The following is a 16,904-nucleotide window of genomic DNA, read 5'->3' on the forward strand; positions in this document are numbered from 1 at the left end:
CCATTCTGGAGAAGGAAGGGGGGCCATCGTGTCTTCCACGAAGCTAGTATTTAATGAAGAAGAAGTCCGGCGCCTGCAATCGAAGATCGGCCAGGTGAGTCAGGACACCAATCGGTTATATCTTCAATTGAAGGGCCAGTCCAGTAGTTGGGGTGGCATTCCCATGGGCGACCATATGGTCAGGGCCCAGGTCCTGATCAATGAATTAACTGTAGAAGCGGAGAAATTAGAGGATATCATCCGGGTCGCCCTGAGAGGCGTCTCGGAATTGCAGGAAGAGAATAAACGGCAGGCGGACAAGTTGACGGGGCAATTTAACCTGTTGCTCTCGGCCTTCGGAAGCTTGGGGCTGCAATCAGCCGCCGGACGGTTCTCCATCCCCGAATTTGTGCAGCGAAGTGCGACGAACCTCATCACTTCGATTGCCGCTCTATCAGGAAAAGATGAGCTCAGCAGGGACCCGGTGGTGCAGCAGCTCAGGAAGGTCATTCAGACCTCCGGCCTGCTGACCGTAGAGAGTATAGCTGCACAAAGTAAGCTGACGGATATCTTTACGGCGCGGAATCAGATCGCCAAGGCACAGATGGCCTTCAAGGTGTATCAGGCGTTTGGAAACCAGTCGCAGATGGAGGCTGTTCATGCACAGGCCGAAGAAGCCCGGCAGAAGCTGGCCTCTCTAGGCGTAGCCAAGATCTACTATGAAGCCGGTAAGGATCTAAGCGCCCACTACAGACAACCAGCGGTTACAGCCTGTGAGTATGATCCTTCAATCACGGGGGACAAAGTTCCGTTACTACATAACGAAGAATATTTGCTGCTCCTGCGGCTGGCGATGGAGAAGACCGCTGCTGGAGCGTTCGCGCGGGGTCAGCTTGCGGCGAAGCGGCAGGAAATTCAGATCGCAGCGGCTCTTAAACAGGTTCAAGAGCAGATTGAAGCGCAGCGGCGGTTGAACGGGCCGCCGCTCACGCTTCCGGACGGCACGCCAATTACCGCAGACAACAAGGAAAATGAGACCACCTGGGACTTTTATCAGGCGAAAGTCTATGTGCCGAATGAATATCTCACCCCGATGTACACCAGTTATGTGGGGTGGCTGGATGAGACTTACGGGCTTACGACAGTGGAGAGCCGGATACGCCAGTCGGGGGATGTGGTGCTGGCTTTTACCGAAAGCTTGGTGAAAGAGGTTGTCATGGGTGTAGCGGACACGGCAACCTTTGCCTTCAAACTAGTGGTAGACCCGGTCAAAACCACCACAGAAATGAAGCAGCAAGCGCAATATCTCATCGAACACCCGGAAGTGCTGGTGGAAGCGGCGAAGATGGCGTATCATCAATTTGACGAAGGCACCCCGGAAGAGAAGGCAGCGATGCTGGGTTCGGTCGCCTCCTACCTTGCCCCGGGACTACAGATCACCAAAGCAGGCAAAGTGGGCAAAGTGGACAAAGTGCTGGGTGATGTAGAAGACGTCGTCAGTCAAGCGGCGAAGGATGCCCTGCAAGGGATTAAGCAGAAGCTTCCGAATCTGGGCCCGGTGGTACAGACGCCGGAAGGGTTTGTTTTCAAGATAGGGGAGATCCCCGATACTCCAGCCTTGCCGAAGACGCCGGTGCAACAGCGGTATGTGGATGAGTTGGAGGGTAGTGGGGTTGAGGGGCCGAGACAAGCTGGTAAACCTATTGTAGATAAAGAGAAATGGCTCGGAAATCTACAAAACACAGAAAACTTTAAACAAGGAACTAAAGAAAATGGATTAAACCATATTTTTGATGGTGAAATACTCAAAAATGGGAATGCTAATGGTTTTCATTATGAAGGGATGCCAAATAGTAATGGTAAAATTGTCGGTGATATTGACCCACCTAATGAGTTTGGTGTCTATCAAGCCATTGTTGAAATTAATGGGGTACTCAAAGGACCTAAATCTACATTTTTTCCAAAGGAATGGACACCACTACAGGTAATAGATTCAGTAAATGAAGCTTTTAATAATAAAGTAAATATAAAAAACAATAAATTCATAGGAAAAACCAGCTCGGGAATGGAAATAGAGCTTATTTTAAGAAACGATAAGATAATTTCAGCATATCCAATATACTGAATTGGAGGGTACTTCAATGATGATGAAATATAAATTTAGATTGAAATACATGGATGAATTTAATATGGTTGTATTGGATTTTGACGATGAAAAATCACTAGAGTTCGCCAGTATGATAAGTGATCCCTTAGGATCTGATATACCTTGGAGATTTAAAGATTTGAAAAAAGATATTGAGAATTATTTTGATTTATTAAGGGGAAATATACCCGAATATAGACATGGAGGAAATGCATCGAGCGTTATATCTTATAAAAAATATACTATAATTGAAGATCCGTTTTACGATGAGGAAGAAGATGAAATTGAACCGGTCTGTAAATTAGAGACAGTGGAATTCGTGAAAATTATATTACTATGGGCTTACGAAACTTATAAATATAAAAGCGAGAAGGGAGTAATTGCTCTGGAGGAGGCAGATATAGTTATGAAATGGATTGAACAAAAAATGTTAGAAGTTGAAAGTATAGAAAATGAATAAACATCTAACACATGATGAACTTTCAAAAGCTCATTCCCACTTGAAATATGATTAGGAATGAGCTTTTTGCATGTTCGAAGTCCCTTACTTTCGATTAAACACTGTGAGAAATCTTTAGAGTCATGGTTGATGGAAAAATCATGCGGATATTTGGGGGATAGATATGCATGAACTTTGAATTGTTTTTAGAATCTGACTTGAGTGTTGAATCATTGGCAGAAATTATTAGAGAAATAATATGTACAGAGTTGAACGAAGAGGTGTCAGTTCACAATGATGAAGAAGAAATAGTTATTGGAACTGAATACTTTGCTTTAGCTCTTGAACTAGTGGATATTTCTGATATTAAATTTGTTAGAAATCATTATCAAATAGATGTGAGTATTTGCATTAGAGTTCAATTATTTGGAAACACTCTTGATCAAGGATTAGAAATTATGTTTAAGGTTATAGGAAAGATATTAAAAAAACAGTATGTTGGGAACCTCTTGTTTTTAGAAGATGGTTCAGATCAACTTATTAGAAAAGAGAATGGTCAGTTAATTATCAATAGCGATTTGAATCAATACCAGATAAAGTATTTAACTCAGAGCCTGCTTAATTTACTTGATCATTCTTATGTCAAAGAAATATTGAAGAAATAGGTATCTCAGGCCAAGTACGTTTCCGGGTAGACAACTTGAGTTGCTTGAGACGTAATTCATATTGTGAAAGGTAGACGACTATGGAATATGAATTGTTTTTATATTCAACTTATGAAGCCGAGTATATCGCTAAAGTGTTGCTTGATTCAGATACATCTTTAGATTTTACAATGAAAGTTTATAAAGGTTTTAGAGTATTGATGGGCTGTAGTTTTTTCTCAATGAATATTGGAATAGAAGATACATCAGACTTAGGATCGATCATAGACAACTATGGTTTGAAAGTAAACTTATGTATAGATTTTCAGGTGTTCAACAAGACATTTGATACAGGAATTATGTACATGCTAGAAACGGTAGGTAGGATATTATCGCAGATTAAAGGTGATGCATTACTTCTAAGTAATTATTCAGCACAAGTTTTGAGAAGAGAAGATGAAGTTTTATATGTAACTAGTATTGAAGATTTCTCGGAATTTCCATTTGAAAAGCTTAGAATCTCTTATAAAGAAGCTGAACTCATTTGAATTAATTGTTACTGTAATTTTGCGCACTCTCAACAAGTCAACTACGGCCCTTTAGCCATAGTTGGCTTTTTTTGTCCCCTTCCCTTCTTGATCTTATTCCTCCTTATACGCAATATACCTAAAATCCTGCAACCCTGACTGAACTTTGAAGCCTTATGATAAGGAAAGTAATGAAATATAATAATGATATTAGAACAGTTGGAGGAGAAGAGGGCAGGAGATGGCCAGCATCAGAAGCTCGGCAGGGAAGTTGAAAAGTTGGTTTGCTGATTTATCTATTCATATGAAGTTAATCGGGGCGTATATCGTCATTATTCTGGTCCCGGTCATTGTGATCTCAAACTATTTGTTTACTGATTTCTATCAGGATACGGTCGATGACATCATTTCAGAGAACCGTTACCAGATCCATAACGAGAAGCAAGCGATCATGAGCAAGATTGAAGTGATGGAAAAGTCATTTTATATGCTCATTTCTGACCGGAGCCTGGGGGAGTATGTGACCGCTGAAGCGGAACCCGGAGTCAAAGAGATCAAGCAATTTCAGGACTACTCGCTGAACTTCTTACAGAGCGTATTGTTCAATAATCCCTATATTGCGAGTGTCCGTTTCTTCGTGAACAATCCGCGGGTTAGCGAGCTATGGCCGATTATTTATCAGGAAGAACGGATTAAGGACAGCCCCATGTACACGAAATTGATGAATCAGAAGGAGTATGCCTTATGGGAGATTCAGCCGGAGGATGCTATATTCGAGGATACCGGTCCGCTGGTGGAGGAACAGTCAAGCTCCATGGTCTCCTTGGCGGTTAAGAGTAACTTGGCCAACAAGCAGCACATTGGCATTGTCAAAGTTGAAATGCGGATTGAGGATCTTTTTGACAAGGCGTATAACAACAGCGGGGAGCGCGATTCAAGGTTCTTCATTCTGGATCAGCAGGACAAATTGCATACAAACAGCTTGGACCCGCTCACCGGGTTGAATGAAGCTCAAATCCTGGAGGCTGCCGTTAAGGTTAAGCAGGGAAGCGGTTCGTCCTTGTTATTTTCAGCGGGGGGTGAAGATTTCCTGTATCTCCTGGAGCCCATCGACCGCTTACATGTTGATCTGGTTAACGTTATATCTCTGCATGGCACTTACTCCAAAATTGACAGCACCAGAAATAAGGTTATTCTGATCATCAGCCTTCTGCTGGTTCTGCTTGCGGTCATTACTTACTGGATTCAATCTATTGTTCTGAAAAAGCTGCATGTCTTACGGGATTCGATGCAGAAGGTCCGTAAGGGTGACTTTCATGTGGAGATCGATGTGCAGGGCGGTGATGAGATCGGTGAGCTGGCGCGCCACTTCAGGGAGATGCTGGGCACCATCAATGGCTTGATTACGGAAGCTGTACAGCGCAGCGCTGCCACTAAAGAAGCGGAGCTTCAGGCCTTACGCAATCAGATCGATGCCCATTTCCTGTACAACACCCTGGAGAATTTGAAAATGCTCGCTGAGGTTGAGGGCCAATACACCGTATCGGATGCGCTTACTTCCCTCGGCAGCATTATGCGTTACAATCTTAGATGGACTGGCGATACCGTGCAGCTGGCAGACGAGTTGAAGCATATTCAGCATTACATCTCGATTATGAACATCCGTTACGATGAGAAACTTAAGGTTGAGATTCATGCAGAAGACAGATTCCATGCTCATGAATTATTGAAAATGTCTCTGCAGCCCATCGTTGAGAATGCGTTGAAGCACGGGATGTATTCCGCTCTGATGCGTGGTGACGGGCTGATAATCAACGTGCATGCGTATGCGGATGATCCTTTCTTTTACATAGAGGTAACTGACAACGGGATCGGAATTCCAGCGGATGGGCTACAGCAGTTGAATCACAAGTTGATCATGAGTGACGAGGAATTCAATCAACTAACGCAGGAGACTGCCGAGTATAGCACAGGACACAACGGGATCGGCTTGCGTAATGTGAATCAGCGCATCCGGCTGCATTATGGGGAGGATTATGGAATTTGCGTAGAGAGCAGACAGAGAAGTTATACCACAGTGAGGGTTAAGCTGCCTTTGTTGACATCGGTTAGAGGAGGAATGCAGAGCCTATGAGACAGCTGCTGATTGTAGATGATGAGAAGAATATCCGGTGCGGGCTTCGGGCTATGATTGAGCGGGAGGCTGCAGGGCGCTATGATATCCACTTGGCTTGTGACGCCTTTGAGGCCCTGGACATGATCGTGTCAATGAAAATAGAAATCCTGATTACGGACATTCGTATGCCCGAGTTGGATGGAATTGGCTTGATTAAGAAGCTTCAGGAGTTCAGGCCCCGACCGGCCATTGTAATTGTGAGCGGGTATGATGATTTCTCGTATGCCAGAGCCGCTATCCGCTATGAAGTGAATGAGTACCTGCTTAAGCCGGTCATTCGTGAGGAATTAGCTGAAGTGCTGGAGCGGATTGAAGAGGAGCTTAACGTTTCGGCAAGCAATCTTCACCTGGGCATGGAGCGGCGTAATACGGCCTTTGAGCAAGCGGAAGTTACAGTGGAAGATTCATTTCTGCAGCCTACTTCCGATAACATCCCCATACAGAAGGAGAATGAGGGGATAGAGCATGCCCTACAATACATCCACGACAATTATTCGCATAACATCAATATGATGATGGTTTCAAGCAAAGTGTCCTTTAACTACTCGTATTTCAGCCAGGCTTTCCGGGATTACACCGGAGAGAATTTTGTAAGCTATCTGAAGCGGCTGCGGATCAATAAGGCGAAGGAGCTGCTGCGGGATACGGAGGATAGAATCTATGAAATTGCCGGTAGGTCAGGCTTCGGGAACACCAAGAATTTTAACAGAGTATTCAGAGAAAGCGAAGGCGTAAGCCCGCTGGAGTACCGCAATCAGCAAAAGCTGTTAACCACACTGATGGAGCAATGATCCTCATAGGCATCAAACTGTTGGTCACTTGCACAATGCATTTCGTCCGTTCATCAATATTCTTTTCCTCCCAACCCGATTGGTACCGATCTCCGGGATACTGATGGCTGCGGCTACCGCATCAACATCCACGGGTGTTATTGTTGCTACCGGCTCCTTCGGGCAGGCCATTCTGAATATGGGCACGGTTACGCTGGTTTACGGATTTTTTCTCTAAGATCAATATTATAGATGAGGTGTGGAAATGAGAGAGAGAACCTTTGTGCTGGCGCCGGATTCCTTCAAGGAGAGCATGACCGCGAAAGAAGTATGTACAGCGATGGAGGCCGGACTCCGCAAGATTTACCCTGAAGCAACCTACATCCATATTCCGATGGCTGACGGCGGGGAGGGGACTGTACAGTCCCTTGTTGACGCTTCCGGCGGAGAGATTCATGATTTAGAAGTTGCAGGACCGCTGGGGCAGCCGGTGATGGCACAATTCGGCATTCTCGGTGACGGCCGGACGGCGGCAATCGAGATGGCTTCGGCCAGCGGTATTCAGCGGGTGGACAAGGCGGAGCGGAATCCGCTAATTACCACCACCTATGGAACGGGCGAGCTGATTCTGGAATGTCTGAACCGTGGTATCCGCAAAATCATCATCGGCATCGGCGGCAGCGCCACTAATGACGGAGGTGCCGGAATGGCCGAAGCGCTCGGCGCCCGATTCATGGATGATGCGGGGGACTTACTTCCTCGCGGCGGAGCCAGCCTGGGGCGGCTGGCGAGTGTTGACGTTAGCGGGCTTGATGAGAGACTGCAGCAGGTTCAGCTCATCGTTGCCTGCGATGTGACCAATCCTCTCTGCGGGGAGCAGGGGGCTTCAGCCGTATTCGGTCCGCAAAAAGGGGCCACGCCCGGCATGGTGCAGCAGCTTGACGCCAATCTGGCCCATTATGCGGCGGTGGTGAAGCAGCAGCTTCACAAGGATGTCCGCGACCTTCCCGGAGCCGGTGCAGCCGGAGGACTGGGCGCGGGTCTGATGATCTTCACGCAGGCCACGCTGCAGAAGGGAATCGAGATCGTGATTGAATACACAGAGCTTCAGCAGAAGCTGGAGCAGGCGGACTTCGTCTTCACGGGTGAAGGCGGGATTGACTTCCAGACCAAATTTGGCAAAACGCCGTACGGCGTAGCCCGCACCGCCAAGGCCAGCGGCAAAAAAGTCATCGCCCTGGCCGGTTACATCGGCGAGGGCATCGAGACGCTCTACGCCGAGGGAATCGATGCCGTCTTCGGCATCGTTCCCGGCGCTTCGAGCCTGGAGAAGCTGCTGGCTGACGGCCCCGCCAACGTCGAGCGGACCTGCGAGAATATCGCCAGGCTGCTGAAGCTAGCCGAATAGAATGTGCAAACTGTGGCCCCGGGATAAGATTTCCCGGGGTGTTTTGATATAGAGCGGTCCAAGGTGCTGCACATGCTCCTCTATGTGGTGCAGCTAATGGCGCCATACTCGCTCCCATCCCCGTGCACCGATCCCGCCCATCCAGACCACATCCATCATGTACAAGAAGCCGAACCTGGAACAGCACAAAGTACCGCCAGTACCAAAAAAGCCAGCCCAACGCGGGCTGACCTTGATAGACGGATTAACCTTGAAAAATAAGAATCAATGAGTCCGCGCTATAGATATCGCTTACCCTTGGGCGATACCTGCCCGGCTGAAAATTTGCTTCAGTCTCTCCTCATGCTCCGCACTCCATACCCCAGGCGAAGCCAGGCTGAAGGTAGATACCGGAACACCGGACAAGCGGACAGCTTCTTTAATAGAAGCAATGAATGGGTCATCAATGGCATACAGCGCCGGAATTTCAACGATCTGCTTGTTGAACTGAAGGACGCCTGCCAGGTCTCCCTTCTTGAAGCTGTCGTACACGCCAAGCATCAGCTGCGGAGCGAAGTTTGCACTGGCAGCGATCGCCCCGTCTCCACCGGCAGCCAGAGTTGGCAGCAAATACTCGTCGAAGCCGCAGAAGACGGAGAAGTCCGGACTAACCGCCTTAACCTGCATGATCATCTGGCGGATGTGGCTCAGCTGGTCCACGGTATCCTTGATGCCCGCTACATTCGGATAATGTGCGGCAAGGCGGGCCACGAAAGCCGGGGTCAGATCCTGGCCGGTCATGGCCGGGAAGTTGTACAGCATGAGCGGCACATCGACCGCTTCCAGAACAGCGGCATAATGCGCGAACAGAGCGTCCCCGCTCAGCTTGTAGTAATACGGATTCATAATGACGATGCCGGTAGCTCCATGCTCAGCAGCATGGCGGGAGAGCCGGAGGGTCTCAGCAACCGTGTTGCTGCCGGTGCCGATCCAGGCGGGAAGACGGCCGTTCGTATACTCCAGACATCGCTCTGCGATCTCTTCACGCTGCTCTGCGGTGAACAGGGTGAATTCTCCGGCTGTTCCAAGGAAGAACAGACCGTGAACCCCTTTGGCGATCAGGCTGTCGATCAGCAGCTTCATTCCGTCACGGTCGAATTTTCCGGCGGAATCCAGAATGGTCGGAACGGGAGGAATGACACCTGCATTCGGGTGGCTAAGTTTCATTTTATTTTTGCCTCCTGGTTTGGTATTATAAACATATGATTATTATAGTGAACTCGGAAGGCTTAATCAATGGATTTATGAGAGGGGAATGAAGGTGTGGACCAGAAGTACTGGGTTCCGGCATTGGAACGGGCTGATCTGATTCTTAAGGCCATCTCAAGACAGACCGGAGCGCTCAAAATGACAGACCTCTGCGAGGAGACCGGCATTAACAAAAGCTCGATGTTCTCGCTGCTGCGCACAATGGAGACTCTGGGGTGGGTGGTGAAGGATGCGGGCGAGCGGTATGTGCTTGGCGCCGGGATCTCCTACTATAATACCGTCTACAATGATTCGCTTAAGCAAAATATGAATCTGGTAGAGCGGTTTCTGGCAGAATCGGCGCAGAGTGTCGGGGCGGTGGGGGAGACCTTTCAGCTGTCGGTGCTGGACCGCGATGAGATTATTTATCTGGCCAAGCAGGAGGGGCAGTCCCTGGTAAGGCTGGAGTCCAGCCCCGGGATGCGGTTTCCGGCACATGCGACGGCGATGGGCAAGATGATGCTGGCGCTGCTGCCGGAGGAAGAGCTGGAGCGGCGTTATCCGGGTAAAATGTTGCCTGCGGTCACTTCCCGCACGCTCACAGACTGGTCTAAGTTCACCGCAGCCCTGGCTGCGATCCGCAAGACCGGCTATGCGCTGGATCAGGAGGAGATCATTGAAGGCATCAGTTGTGTGGCTGCGCCGGTTCTGGATGCCGCAGGCAAGGCCGTTGCCGCAGTCAGCACTTCGATGCTTCAGCATGCCTTCACCGCGAAGCAGGAAGCGGCAATCCGGGAGGTGACCCTACTTGCGGGGAAGCTCTCGTTGTCATAGACATCTGGGCACATTCATTCTGAGGGAGAGAAGGGATTCATATGAAATTGACCGTACAAGAGATTATGAAGGAAGACATCATTGAAGCTGTTCCGGTACATACCGCTGCGGAAGGGCCAGCAGGCCAGCTGCCGATCACCGGGGAGGTGCTGCGGAATGCGCCGAGTGGGGAGATTTTTGGTATGACACAGAATGCCGGGATGGGCTGGAATCCGCTGCTGCTGAACCGGCCCCAGTATCTGATTCTCGGAACGATGGGCGGCATCCGGCGCGAGGACGGTACTCCGCTGGCGCTCGGATATCATACCGGTCACTGGGAGATTGGCGTGATGATGGAGGAGATTGCGGAGGAGCTTACCGCGAATGAGGGGATTCCGTTCGCCGGTTATGTCAGTGATCCCTGTGACGGCCGTTCCCAGGGAACCACAGGTATGTTCGATTCCCTGCCTTACCGCAATGATGCGGCCATCGTGCTGCGGCGGCTGATCCGTTCACTCCCTACCCGTAAAGGTGTGCTCGGAGTAGCCACCTGTGACAAGGGACTGCCAGCTATGCTACTGGCCCTTGCCGGTATGCATAAGCTGCCGGGAATTATCGTGCCCGGCGGCGTGACTCTGCCGCCGGTGGAAGGGGAGGACGCGGGTAAGGTACAGAGCATTGGGGCGCGCTACAGTAACGGGGAGCTGTCCCTGGAAGAAGCGGCGGATCTCGGCTGCCGGGCCTGCGCGACGCCGGGCGGCGGCTGTCAGTTCCTCGGCACCGCTGCAACCGCCCAGGTGATCGCGGAGGCGCTGGGCATGGCGCTGCCGCATTCGGCCCTGTCTCCTTCGGGGCAACCGATCTGGAAGAACATCGGCCGCCAGTCGGCCCGGGCCCTTCAGCATCTGGATCAGAATGGAATCGTCATGAGCGACATTCTTACGGATAAGTCCATACAGAATGCGATGGTGCTGCATGCTGCCTTCGGCGGCTCAACGAATCTGCTGCTGCATCTGCCGGCCATCGCCCATGCCGCCGGGCTGAAGGTCCCGACCGTCGAGGACTGGAACCGGGTGAACCGGATGGTACCGCGCCTCGTTAGCGTGTTGCCGAATGGTCCGGTGCCTCACCCAACAATTCGGGTATTCCTGGCAGGGGGCGTTCCTGAGGTGATGTTGCATCTGCGGAAGCTGGGGCTGCTTGACGAATCTGTACTCACGGTTACAGGACGGACACTGGGCGAGAATTTGGACTGGTGGGAGACCTCACAGCGGCGGACCGATCTGCGGCAGCGGCTGCTGGAAGCAGATGGTGTGGACCCGGATACTGTCATCATGAGCCCGGAGGAAGCGAAGCGCCAGGGTATGGCGTCTACCATGACGTTCCCGGTCGGGAATCTTTGCCCGGAGGGAGCGGTCATCAAATCGGCAGCCATTGACCCTGCCGTTCTGGACAGCGAGGGCGTCTATCGCCATACCGGAAGAGTGAAGGTGTTCACCACAGAGAGAGCTGCCATCCGCAGCATCAAGCTGGGCATGGTCCAAGCGGGGGATATTCTGGCCGTCATCGGCCGTGGACCGAGCGGAACCGGGATGGAGGAGACTTACCAGCTCACCTCGGCACTTAAGCATCTGCCTTACGGCAAGTATGTCACCCTGATCACGGATGCCCGCTTCTCTGGCGTTTCCACCGGCGCCTGCATCGGTCACATGGGTCCGGAAGCGCTGGCTGGCGGCCCGCTCGGCAAGCTGCGCGATAATGACTGGGTGGAGGTGCGCATTGATACGGTGAACCTGGAAGGAAGCGTGAATCTGGTGGGCGAGGGAGATGAGCCGCTGACCAAGGAAGCGGGGACGCTGATTCTGGCTTCGCGGACGCCGCATCCGGGCTTGGCGGTAGATCCGGGTCTGCCGGAGGATACCCGGCTATGGGCAGCGCTTCAAGCGGCCAGCGGCGGAACCTGGAAGGGCTGCATTTACGATACTGACAAAATCATTGCCTTACTGGAAGCAGGACGGCAAGCATTGGAGGAGAAACTATGAGCCGAAATCTGATTCATAATCCCATTCTGCGCGGATTTCATCCGGACCCGTCGATCTGCCGGGCAGGGGATGACTATTACATCGCCACCTCAACCTTCGAGTGGTTCCCCGGCGTGCGGATTCATCATTCGCGCGATCTGGTGAACTGGCGGCCGCTGACCTATGCGCTGACCCGCAGCTCGCAGCTCAATATGGAAGGGGACCCGGATTCCGGCGGCATCTGGGCACCTTGCCTCACGTACGACAATGGACTCTTTTATCTAATCTATACCGATGTCAAAAGCCGCCAGGGTGCCTTCAAGGATACGCCTAATTATCTGGTGACGGCCGAAAATATCGAAGGCCCTTGGTCTGAGCCTGTCTATCTGAACAGCAGCGGCTTCGACCCCTCGCTGTTCCATGACGAGGACGGGCGCAAATGGCTGGTCAATATGCTGTGGGATCACCGCACCGGCCGCAACAGCTTCGCCGGGATTGTGCTCCAGGAATATTCGGTGGTAGAGCAGCGCCTGGTCGGACCGCTTACTCCGATCTACAAGGGAACAGAGCTGGCCCTAACCGAAGGCCCGCATCTGTACCGCAAGGACGGCTGGTATTATCTGATTACGGCTGAGGGCGGTACGCAGTATAATCATGCGGTAACTGTAGCCCGCGCGAAGCAGATTGAAGGTCCTTACGAGACTGCTCCGGTTAATCCACTACTAACCTCTGCCGGTAACCCGGAGCTGGCGCTGCAAAAGGCGGGTCATGCAAGTTTGGTCGAGACGCAAACCGGCGAATGGTATATGGTCCATCTGTGCGGCCGTCCTGTGAAGGACAACTACTGCAATCTGGGCCGGGAGACGGCGATTCAGCGCGCCATATTCACAGAAGAGGGTTGGCTGGCCCTGTCCGGGGGCGGGAACGCTCCGGTGCTGACCGTGGAAGGCCCGGATCTTCCAGCGCATCCTTTTGCCGCAGCCGCTCCGCGCGACGACTTCGAGGCTCCGCAGCTGGATGTCCGCTGGAGCACCTTGCGGGTGCCTGCGGATGAGTCCTGGCTCTCGCTTCAGGAGCGTCCGGGATACCTGCGCCTGCGGGGCAGGGAATCCATGAGCTCCATGCACCGCCAGAGCCTGGTCGCCCTGCGCCAGCAGGCCTTCCGTTGCAGCGCCGAGACCTCGGTTGACTTCGAGCCGGAGCATTTCCAGCAGATGGCCGGCCTGATCGTCTATTATGATACGAAGGATTACCTCTATCTGCGGATCACGCACGATGAAATCTTGGGGAGATGCTTAGGCATCATCCGCTCCAAGGACGGGGTCTATGAAGATACACTTACTCCAGAAGTCCCGCTGCCTGCCGGAGTAAGTGTTGCGCTTAAGGTCGTCATCGACGGCGAATTCGCCCAGTTCTATTATAAGGTTGGCGAAACTTCCTGGGAGAAGATTGGCCCAGCCCTGGAAATCTATCATCTGTCCGATGATTTCCCGGCCTACATCCGCTTCACCGGCACCTTCATCGGCATGTGTGCACAGGACCTCAGCGGCACGCTGCATCCGGCGGATTTTGATTATTTTGAGTATCTGGAGCAGGAGTAGAACAGACCCTTCTTACAGCCGCCTTCCGGCTGATGAAACATAAATACCAAAAAGACCAGGTGATTTTGCCTGGTCTTTTTGGTGTGATATAGATATAGGCTGCCTGGACGGGTAGCCAAACTGCGGAAATGTAGTGCATAAATGCACTTGAATTTCCCGAATAGAGCCCATCCGCGAAAATGAGGAGCATTAATGCCCTTGATTTACCTGGAGGGCGGGCCTCCGACCGATCCAGTCCCCGACATTTCAGCCGCCGGCTCGCCCCCCCGCCCACACTCAGCCAATATACTTCTCCAGCGTAGCCCTTACCGCGCCAGGTCCGGCCAGCATCTCGGTGAACATGCCCTCGATAGTCCCGCCGAGTCCGGCGGCGTACAGATCTACGCCGAAGATGGCCTGGTCCTCCAGCACCGCGCGCACGCCAGCGGCCTTCGCAGCATCCGCGCCCAGCGTAATTCCCGCAAGCCGCGCTTGCAGCGAATCCAGCAGCGGGTCGGAACTGAGCGTGAACGCAGCGCCTTCATCGTTCACGCCCAGCAGATACCGGCACCACGCTGCAATCGCCAGCGGGATGGCCGTTAACTGCGCCGGGTCAAGCTCCCCGCGGCGGATATACGACTTGATCGTCTCGCCGAAGCGGATGCCGACTTTCTGAGAGGTATCGGTAGCAATCCGCTGCGGAGTGTCAGGGATGAACGGGTTGGCGAACCGTTCCTGCAGCACCTCGTCCAGGAATTGCTTCGGACTCAGGATGCCCGGATCTACCACAACCGGCAGGCCTTCCTTGTAGCCGATAGTCTCGACCAGCTTCCGCAGTGTGGCATCCTGCATCTCATCGGCGATCAGCGTGTAGCCGAGCAGACAGCCCGTTACAGCCAGCGCCGTATGCAGCGGGTTGAGGCAGGTAGTTACCTTCATGGTCTCCACCTTGTTGACCGTATCACGGTCCGTGAAGATCACACCGGCTGTTTCAAGCGCCGGACGGCCGTTCGTGAATTTGTCCTCAATCACCAGATACTCGCTGATCTCCGCGTTAACGAAGGGAGCAGTGTACGTGTTCTTGGAGGTGACGATCACATCCATGCCGCCGATTCCCTGTTCCAGCAATGCTGCCTGGACGGATTCGGACGGGCGCGGGGTGATTTTGTCGATCATGGACAGCGGGAAAGTGATCTTCTGCTCATCCTCGAGATAAGCCACGAATCCCTCTTCTACATGACCCTTCGCCGCCCATTCCTTGGCGATGGTAACCATGCCCTGCTTCAGCTTGTCACCGTTATGCGAGCAATTGTCCATGCTGACGAAGGTCATCGGGTACTGACCCTTCAGGTAACGCTTGTAGGCGAAGGAAGCCACGATGCTCATGGCATGAACCGGTTGCTCCGGCCCGCCGGCGATATCCTTCTCCACGAAGCCCAGATACTGTCCGTCCGGTCCCGTGAGGGAGTAGCCCTTCTCCGTAATGGTGAAGCTGGCCATTTGCAGGCTGGGATTCTCGAAAATCTCAGTCAGACGGCTGTAATCCGCTTCCCGGGTCTTGTCTGCGGTGATGCCTTCTACGATGCTGCTGATGATCCGCTTCTGGAAGTCGCCGGCCGCATTCATCAGGACCAGCAGGGTCAGATTGTCGTAAGGCTTATAGACCTTGTCGATCATCTCGAAGTCGAAGGTCTCGGCGGCGATAATGCCGGTGTCGGCCTTGCCGCTGTCCAGCAGTTTCTGGTGCGCATTCGCCACGAAGCCTCTAAAAATATTCCCCGCCCCGAAGTGAACCCACTCCGGCTTCTCTAACGTATTCTGCGCTACCGCTGCGAAATCGAACTGCGGCAGCTCTACCCCTGCGGCTTCCCAGGCTTCCCGGTCCGCGATGCTGCTTCTGCTCAGACTCAGCATTTACTTGGCCCCCTTGACATTCTCCAGGCTGTCCCATACGCCGAGCAGATACATGATGCCCATCGCTCTGTCGTAAAGACCGTAACCCGGACGGCAGTTTTTCTCTTCGCCCCAGAGATGTCTGCCGTGGTCCGGCCGCACATAACCAGTGAAGCCGCTCTCATGATACGCCTTAACAACCTCTGCAACATCCACGCTGCCATCACGGCCCCGGTGGGATACCTCAATGAAATCTCCGTTCTCGAATACCTTCACATTGCGGATATGGGCAAAATAAATCCGGTCATGGAACTCGCGGATCATCGCCGGCAGATCATTCTCCGGGTTCGTTCCCAGCGAGCCGGTGCAGAAGGTCAGGCCGTTATACGGGCTGTCCACCATGTCCAGGAAGCGGCGGATGGAATCGCGGCTGCGGATAATGCGCGGCAGTCCGAAGATCGGCCAGGCCGGGTCGTCCGGGTGAATTGCCATTTTGATATCCACTTCTTCACACACCGGAATGATGCGCTCCAGAAAATACTTCAGGTTGTCGAACAGCATATCCTCGGTCACATCGGCATAGGACGCGAACAGCTCATCCAGCTTCGCCAGACGCTCCGGCTCCCAGCCGGGCATCGTGAATTGTCCGGCACCCCTCAGGATGCGGTCCACCATCTCGCGCGGATTATCGGTAATGGCAGCCTTTTCATAAAAGAGGGCGTTCGATCCGTCCGGCAGCTCCTTGTACAGCTCAGTACGGGTCCAGTCGAACACCGGCATGAAGTTGTAGCAGATGACCTTCACGCCAACCTTGGCCAGCTTGCGGATCGTATCGATGTAGATGTCAATATATTTGTCGCGGGACGGCAGTCCGATCTTAATATCATCATGGACGTTGACGCTTTCAACAACCGCTGTGCTGAAGCCCTTGGCTGTGATCTGATCGGCAACCTTCTGAATTTCTTCCATCTCCCAGACCTCACCGGCCACTTTGTGGTGCAGCGACCAGACGATGCCCATAACGCCCGGGATTTGACGGATGTGGTCAAGGGTGATGTTGTCGTTGCCCTCGCCGTACCATCTCCAAGTCATATTCATTGTCATTTCCTCCTTAGTAGATAAGCATAAATACAAATGATAACTATCCGAAGCCTTGTGACAATTGACCTTACAAAAACATCGGTTCATATGCGATAATCTTGTATACAAGATTCGATTCGTAATGATCATAGAATATGTGTTCATCTTTGTCAATGAAATTCATATCTCTTTTCTATATAA

The 16,904-nt window shown here is 52.1% G+C and carries 13 protein-coding genes; 10 read left to right on the plus strand and 3 right to left on the minus strand.

All coding sequences use genetic code 11. The annotated features are described in order from the left end of the window. Positions 1–28 precede the first annotated feature (28 nt). The 7 genes from ACFSX3_RS13810 to ACFSX3_RS13840 all read left to right on the plus strand — a co-directional run bounded on the left by ACFSX3_RS13810 (position 29) and on the right by ACFSX3_RS13840 (position 8,089). A complete protein-coding gene (locus tag ACFSX3_RS13810; protein WP_379255941.1) occupies positions 29–2,104 on the plus strand; it encodes an EndoU domain-containing protein in 2,076 nt (691 codons plus the stop codon). 19 nt (positions 2,105–2,123) lie between these two features. Beyond that, a complete protein-coding gene (locus tag ACFSX3_RS13815; protein ID WP_209985161.1) occupies positions 2,124–2,585 on the plus strand; it encodes a hypothetical protein in 462 nt (153 codons plus the stop codon). Positions 2,586–2,752: 167 nt separating this feature from the next. Next, complete coding sequence (locus ACFSX3_RS13820) at positions 2,753–3,229, plus strand: hypothetical protein (RefSeq protein ID WP_209984708.1); 477 nt, start codon at positions 2,753–2,755, stop codon at positions 3,227–3,229. 80 nt (positions 3,230–3,309) lie between these two features. Continuing rightward, positions 3,310–3,756 (plus strand): hypothetical protein, encoded by a 447-nt coding sequence (locus ACFSX3_RS13825; RefSeq protein WP_209984705.1) that lies wholly within the window; start codon positions 3,310–3,312, stop codon positions 3,754–3,756. A 220-nt stretch (positions 3,757–3,976) separates the two neighbouring features. Continuing rightward, positions 3,977–5,869 carry a cache domain-containing sensor histidine kinase gene (locus tag ACFSX3_RS13830; RefSeq protein ID WP_379255949.1) on the plus strand — a complete coding sequence of 631 codons (1,893 nt, stop codon included), beginning with the start codon at positions 3,977–3,979 and terminating at the stop codon, positions 5,867–5,869. Beyond that, positions 5,866–6,702: a response regulator transcription factor gene (locus ACFSX3_RS13835; RefSeq protein ID WP_209984700.1), complete on the plus strand. Its 837-nt coding sequence runs from the start codon at positions 5,866–5,868 to the stop codon at positions 6,700–6,702. Before ACFSX3_RS13830 ends, ACFSX3_RS13835 begins: the two co-directional genes overlap by 4 nt. Positions 6,703–6,946: 244 nt before the next feature. Next, positions 6,947–8,089 (plus strand): glycerate kinase, encoded by a 1,143-nt coding sequence (locus tag ACFSX3_RS13840; protein WP_209984696.1) that lies wholly within the window; start codon positions 6,947–6,949, stop codon positions 8,087–8,089. Positions 8,090–8,380: 291 nt separating this feature from the next. Here ACFSX3_RS13840 and ACFSX3_RS13845 read toward each other — a convergent pair whose 3' ends face one another. Continuing rightward, positions 8,381–9,295, minus strand: coding sequence for a dihydrodipicolinate synthase family protein (locus ACFSX3_RS13845; protein ID WP_209984694.1), 915 nt, complete (start codon positions 9,293–9,295; stop codon positions 8,381–8,383). A gap of 96 nt (positions 9,296–9,391) precedes the next feature. On the opposite strand from ACFSX3_RS13845, the gene ACFSX3_RS13850 reads away from it, so the two are divergent. The 3 genes from ACFSX3_RS13850 to ACFSX3_RS13860 are packed head-to-tail and all read left to right on the plus strand — an operon-like array spanning position 9,392 to position 13,751. Continuing rightward, a complete protein-coding gene (locus ACFSX3_RS13850) occupies positions 9,392–10,150 on the plus strand; it encodes an IclR family transcriptional regulator (RefSeq protein ID WP_209984691.1) in 759 nt (252 codons plus the stop codon). Positions 10,151–10,191: 41 nt separating this feature from the next. Beyond that, positions 10,192–12,171 (plus strand): YjhG/YagF family D-xylonate dehydratase, encoded by a 1,980-nt coding sequence (locus ACFSX3_RS13855; RefSeq protein WP_379255952.1) that lies wholly within the window; start codon positions 10,192–10,194, stop codon positions 12,169–12,171. Next, a complete protein-coding gene (locus ACFSX3_RS13860) occupies positions 12,168–13,751 on the plus strand; it encodes a glycoside hydrolase family 43 protein (RefSeq protein WP_209984687.1) in 1,584 nt (527 codons plus the stop codon). Before ACFSX3_RS13855 ends, ACFSX3_RS13860 begins: the two co-directional genes overlap by 4 nt. Positions 13,752–14,027: 276 nt before the next feature. On the opposite strand, the gene ACFSX3_RS13865 is transcribed toward ACFSX3_RS13860, so the two are convergent. Both ACFSX3_RS13865 and uxuA read right to left on the minus strand, forming a co-directional pair. Further along, on the minus strand, positions 14,028–15,644 hold the full coding sequence (locus ACFSX3_RS13865) for a mannitol dehydrogenase family protein (RefSeq protein ID WP_209984684.1): 1,617 nt from the start codon (positions 15,642–15,644) through the stop codon (positions 14,028–14,030). Further along, positions 15,645–16,721 (minus strand): mannonate dehydratase, encoded by a 1,077-nt coding sequence (gene uxuA / locus ACFSX3_RS13870; protein ID WP_209984681.1) that lies wholly within the window; start codon positions 16,719–16,721, stop codon positions 15,645–15,647. Positions 16,722–16,904 lie beyond the last annotated feature (183 nt).

Origin of the sequence: Paenibacillus rhizoplanae (assembly GCF_042684125.1) — a bacterium.
GTDB lineage: Bacteria > Bacillota > Bacilli > Paenibacillales > Paenibacillaceae > Paenibacillus_AQ > Paenibacillus_AQ rhizoplanae.

Coding starts and splice junctions, on each gene's coding strand:
- uxuA (WP_209984681.1), bottom strand. CDS start 16,721: ATGAATATGACTTGGAGATGGTACGGCGAGGGCAACGACAACATCACC.
- ACFSX3_RS13815 (WP_209985161.1), top strand. CDS start 2,124: ATGATGAAATATAAATTTAGATTGAAATACATGGATGAATTTAATATG.
- ACFSX3_RS13830 (WP_379255949.1), top strand. CDS start 3,977: ATGGCCAGCATCAGAAGCTCGGCAGGGAAGTTGAAAAGTTGGTTTGCT.
- ACFSX3_RS13835 (WP_209984700.1), top strand. CDS start 5,866: ATGAGACAGCTGCTGATTGTAGATGATGAGAAGAATATCCGGTGCGGG.
- ACFSX3_RS13865 (WP_209984684.1), bottom strand. CDS start 15,644: ATGCTGAGTCTGAGCAGAAGCAGCATCGCGGACCGGGAAGCCTGGGAA.
- ACFSX3_RS13845 (WP_209984694.1), bottom strand. CDS start 9,295: ATGAAACTTAGCCACCCGAATGCAGGTGTCATTCCTCCCGTTCCGACC.
- ACFSX3_RS13855 (WP_379255952.1), top strand. CDS start 10,192: ATGAAATTGACCGTACAAGAGATTATGAAGGAAGACATCATTGAAGCT.
- ACFSX3_RS13825 (WP_209984705.1), top strand. CDS start 3,310: ATGGAATATGAATTGTTTTTATATTCAACTTATGAAGCCGAGTATATC.
- ACFSX3_RS13860 (WP_209984687.1), top strand. CDS start 12,168: ATGAGCCGAAATCTGATTCATAATCCCATTCTGCGCGGATTTCATCCG.
- ACFSX3_RS13820 (WP_209984708.1), top strand. CDS start 2,753: ATGAACTTTGAATTGTTTTTAGAATCTGACTTGAGTGTTGAATCATTG.
- ACFSX3_RS13840 (WP_209984696.1), top strand. CDS start 6,947: ATGAGAGAGAGAACCTTTGTGCTGGCGCCGGATTCCTTCAAGGAGAGC.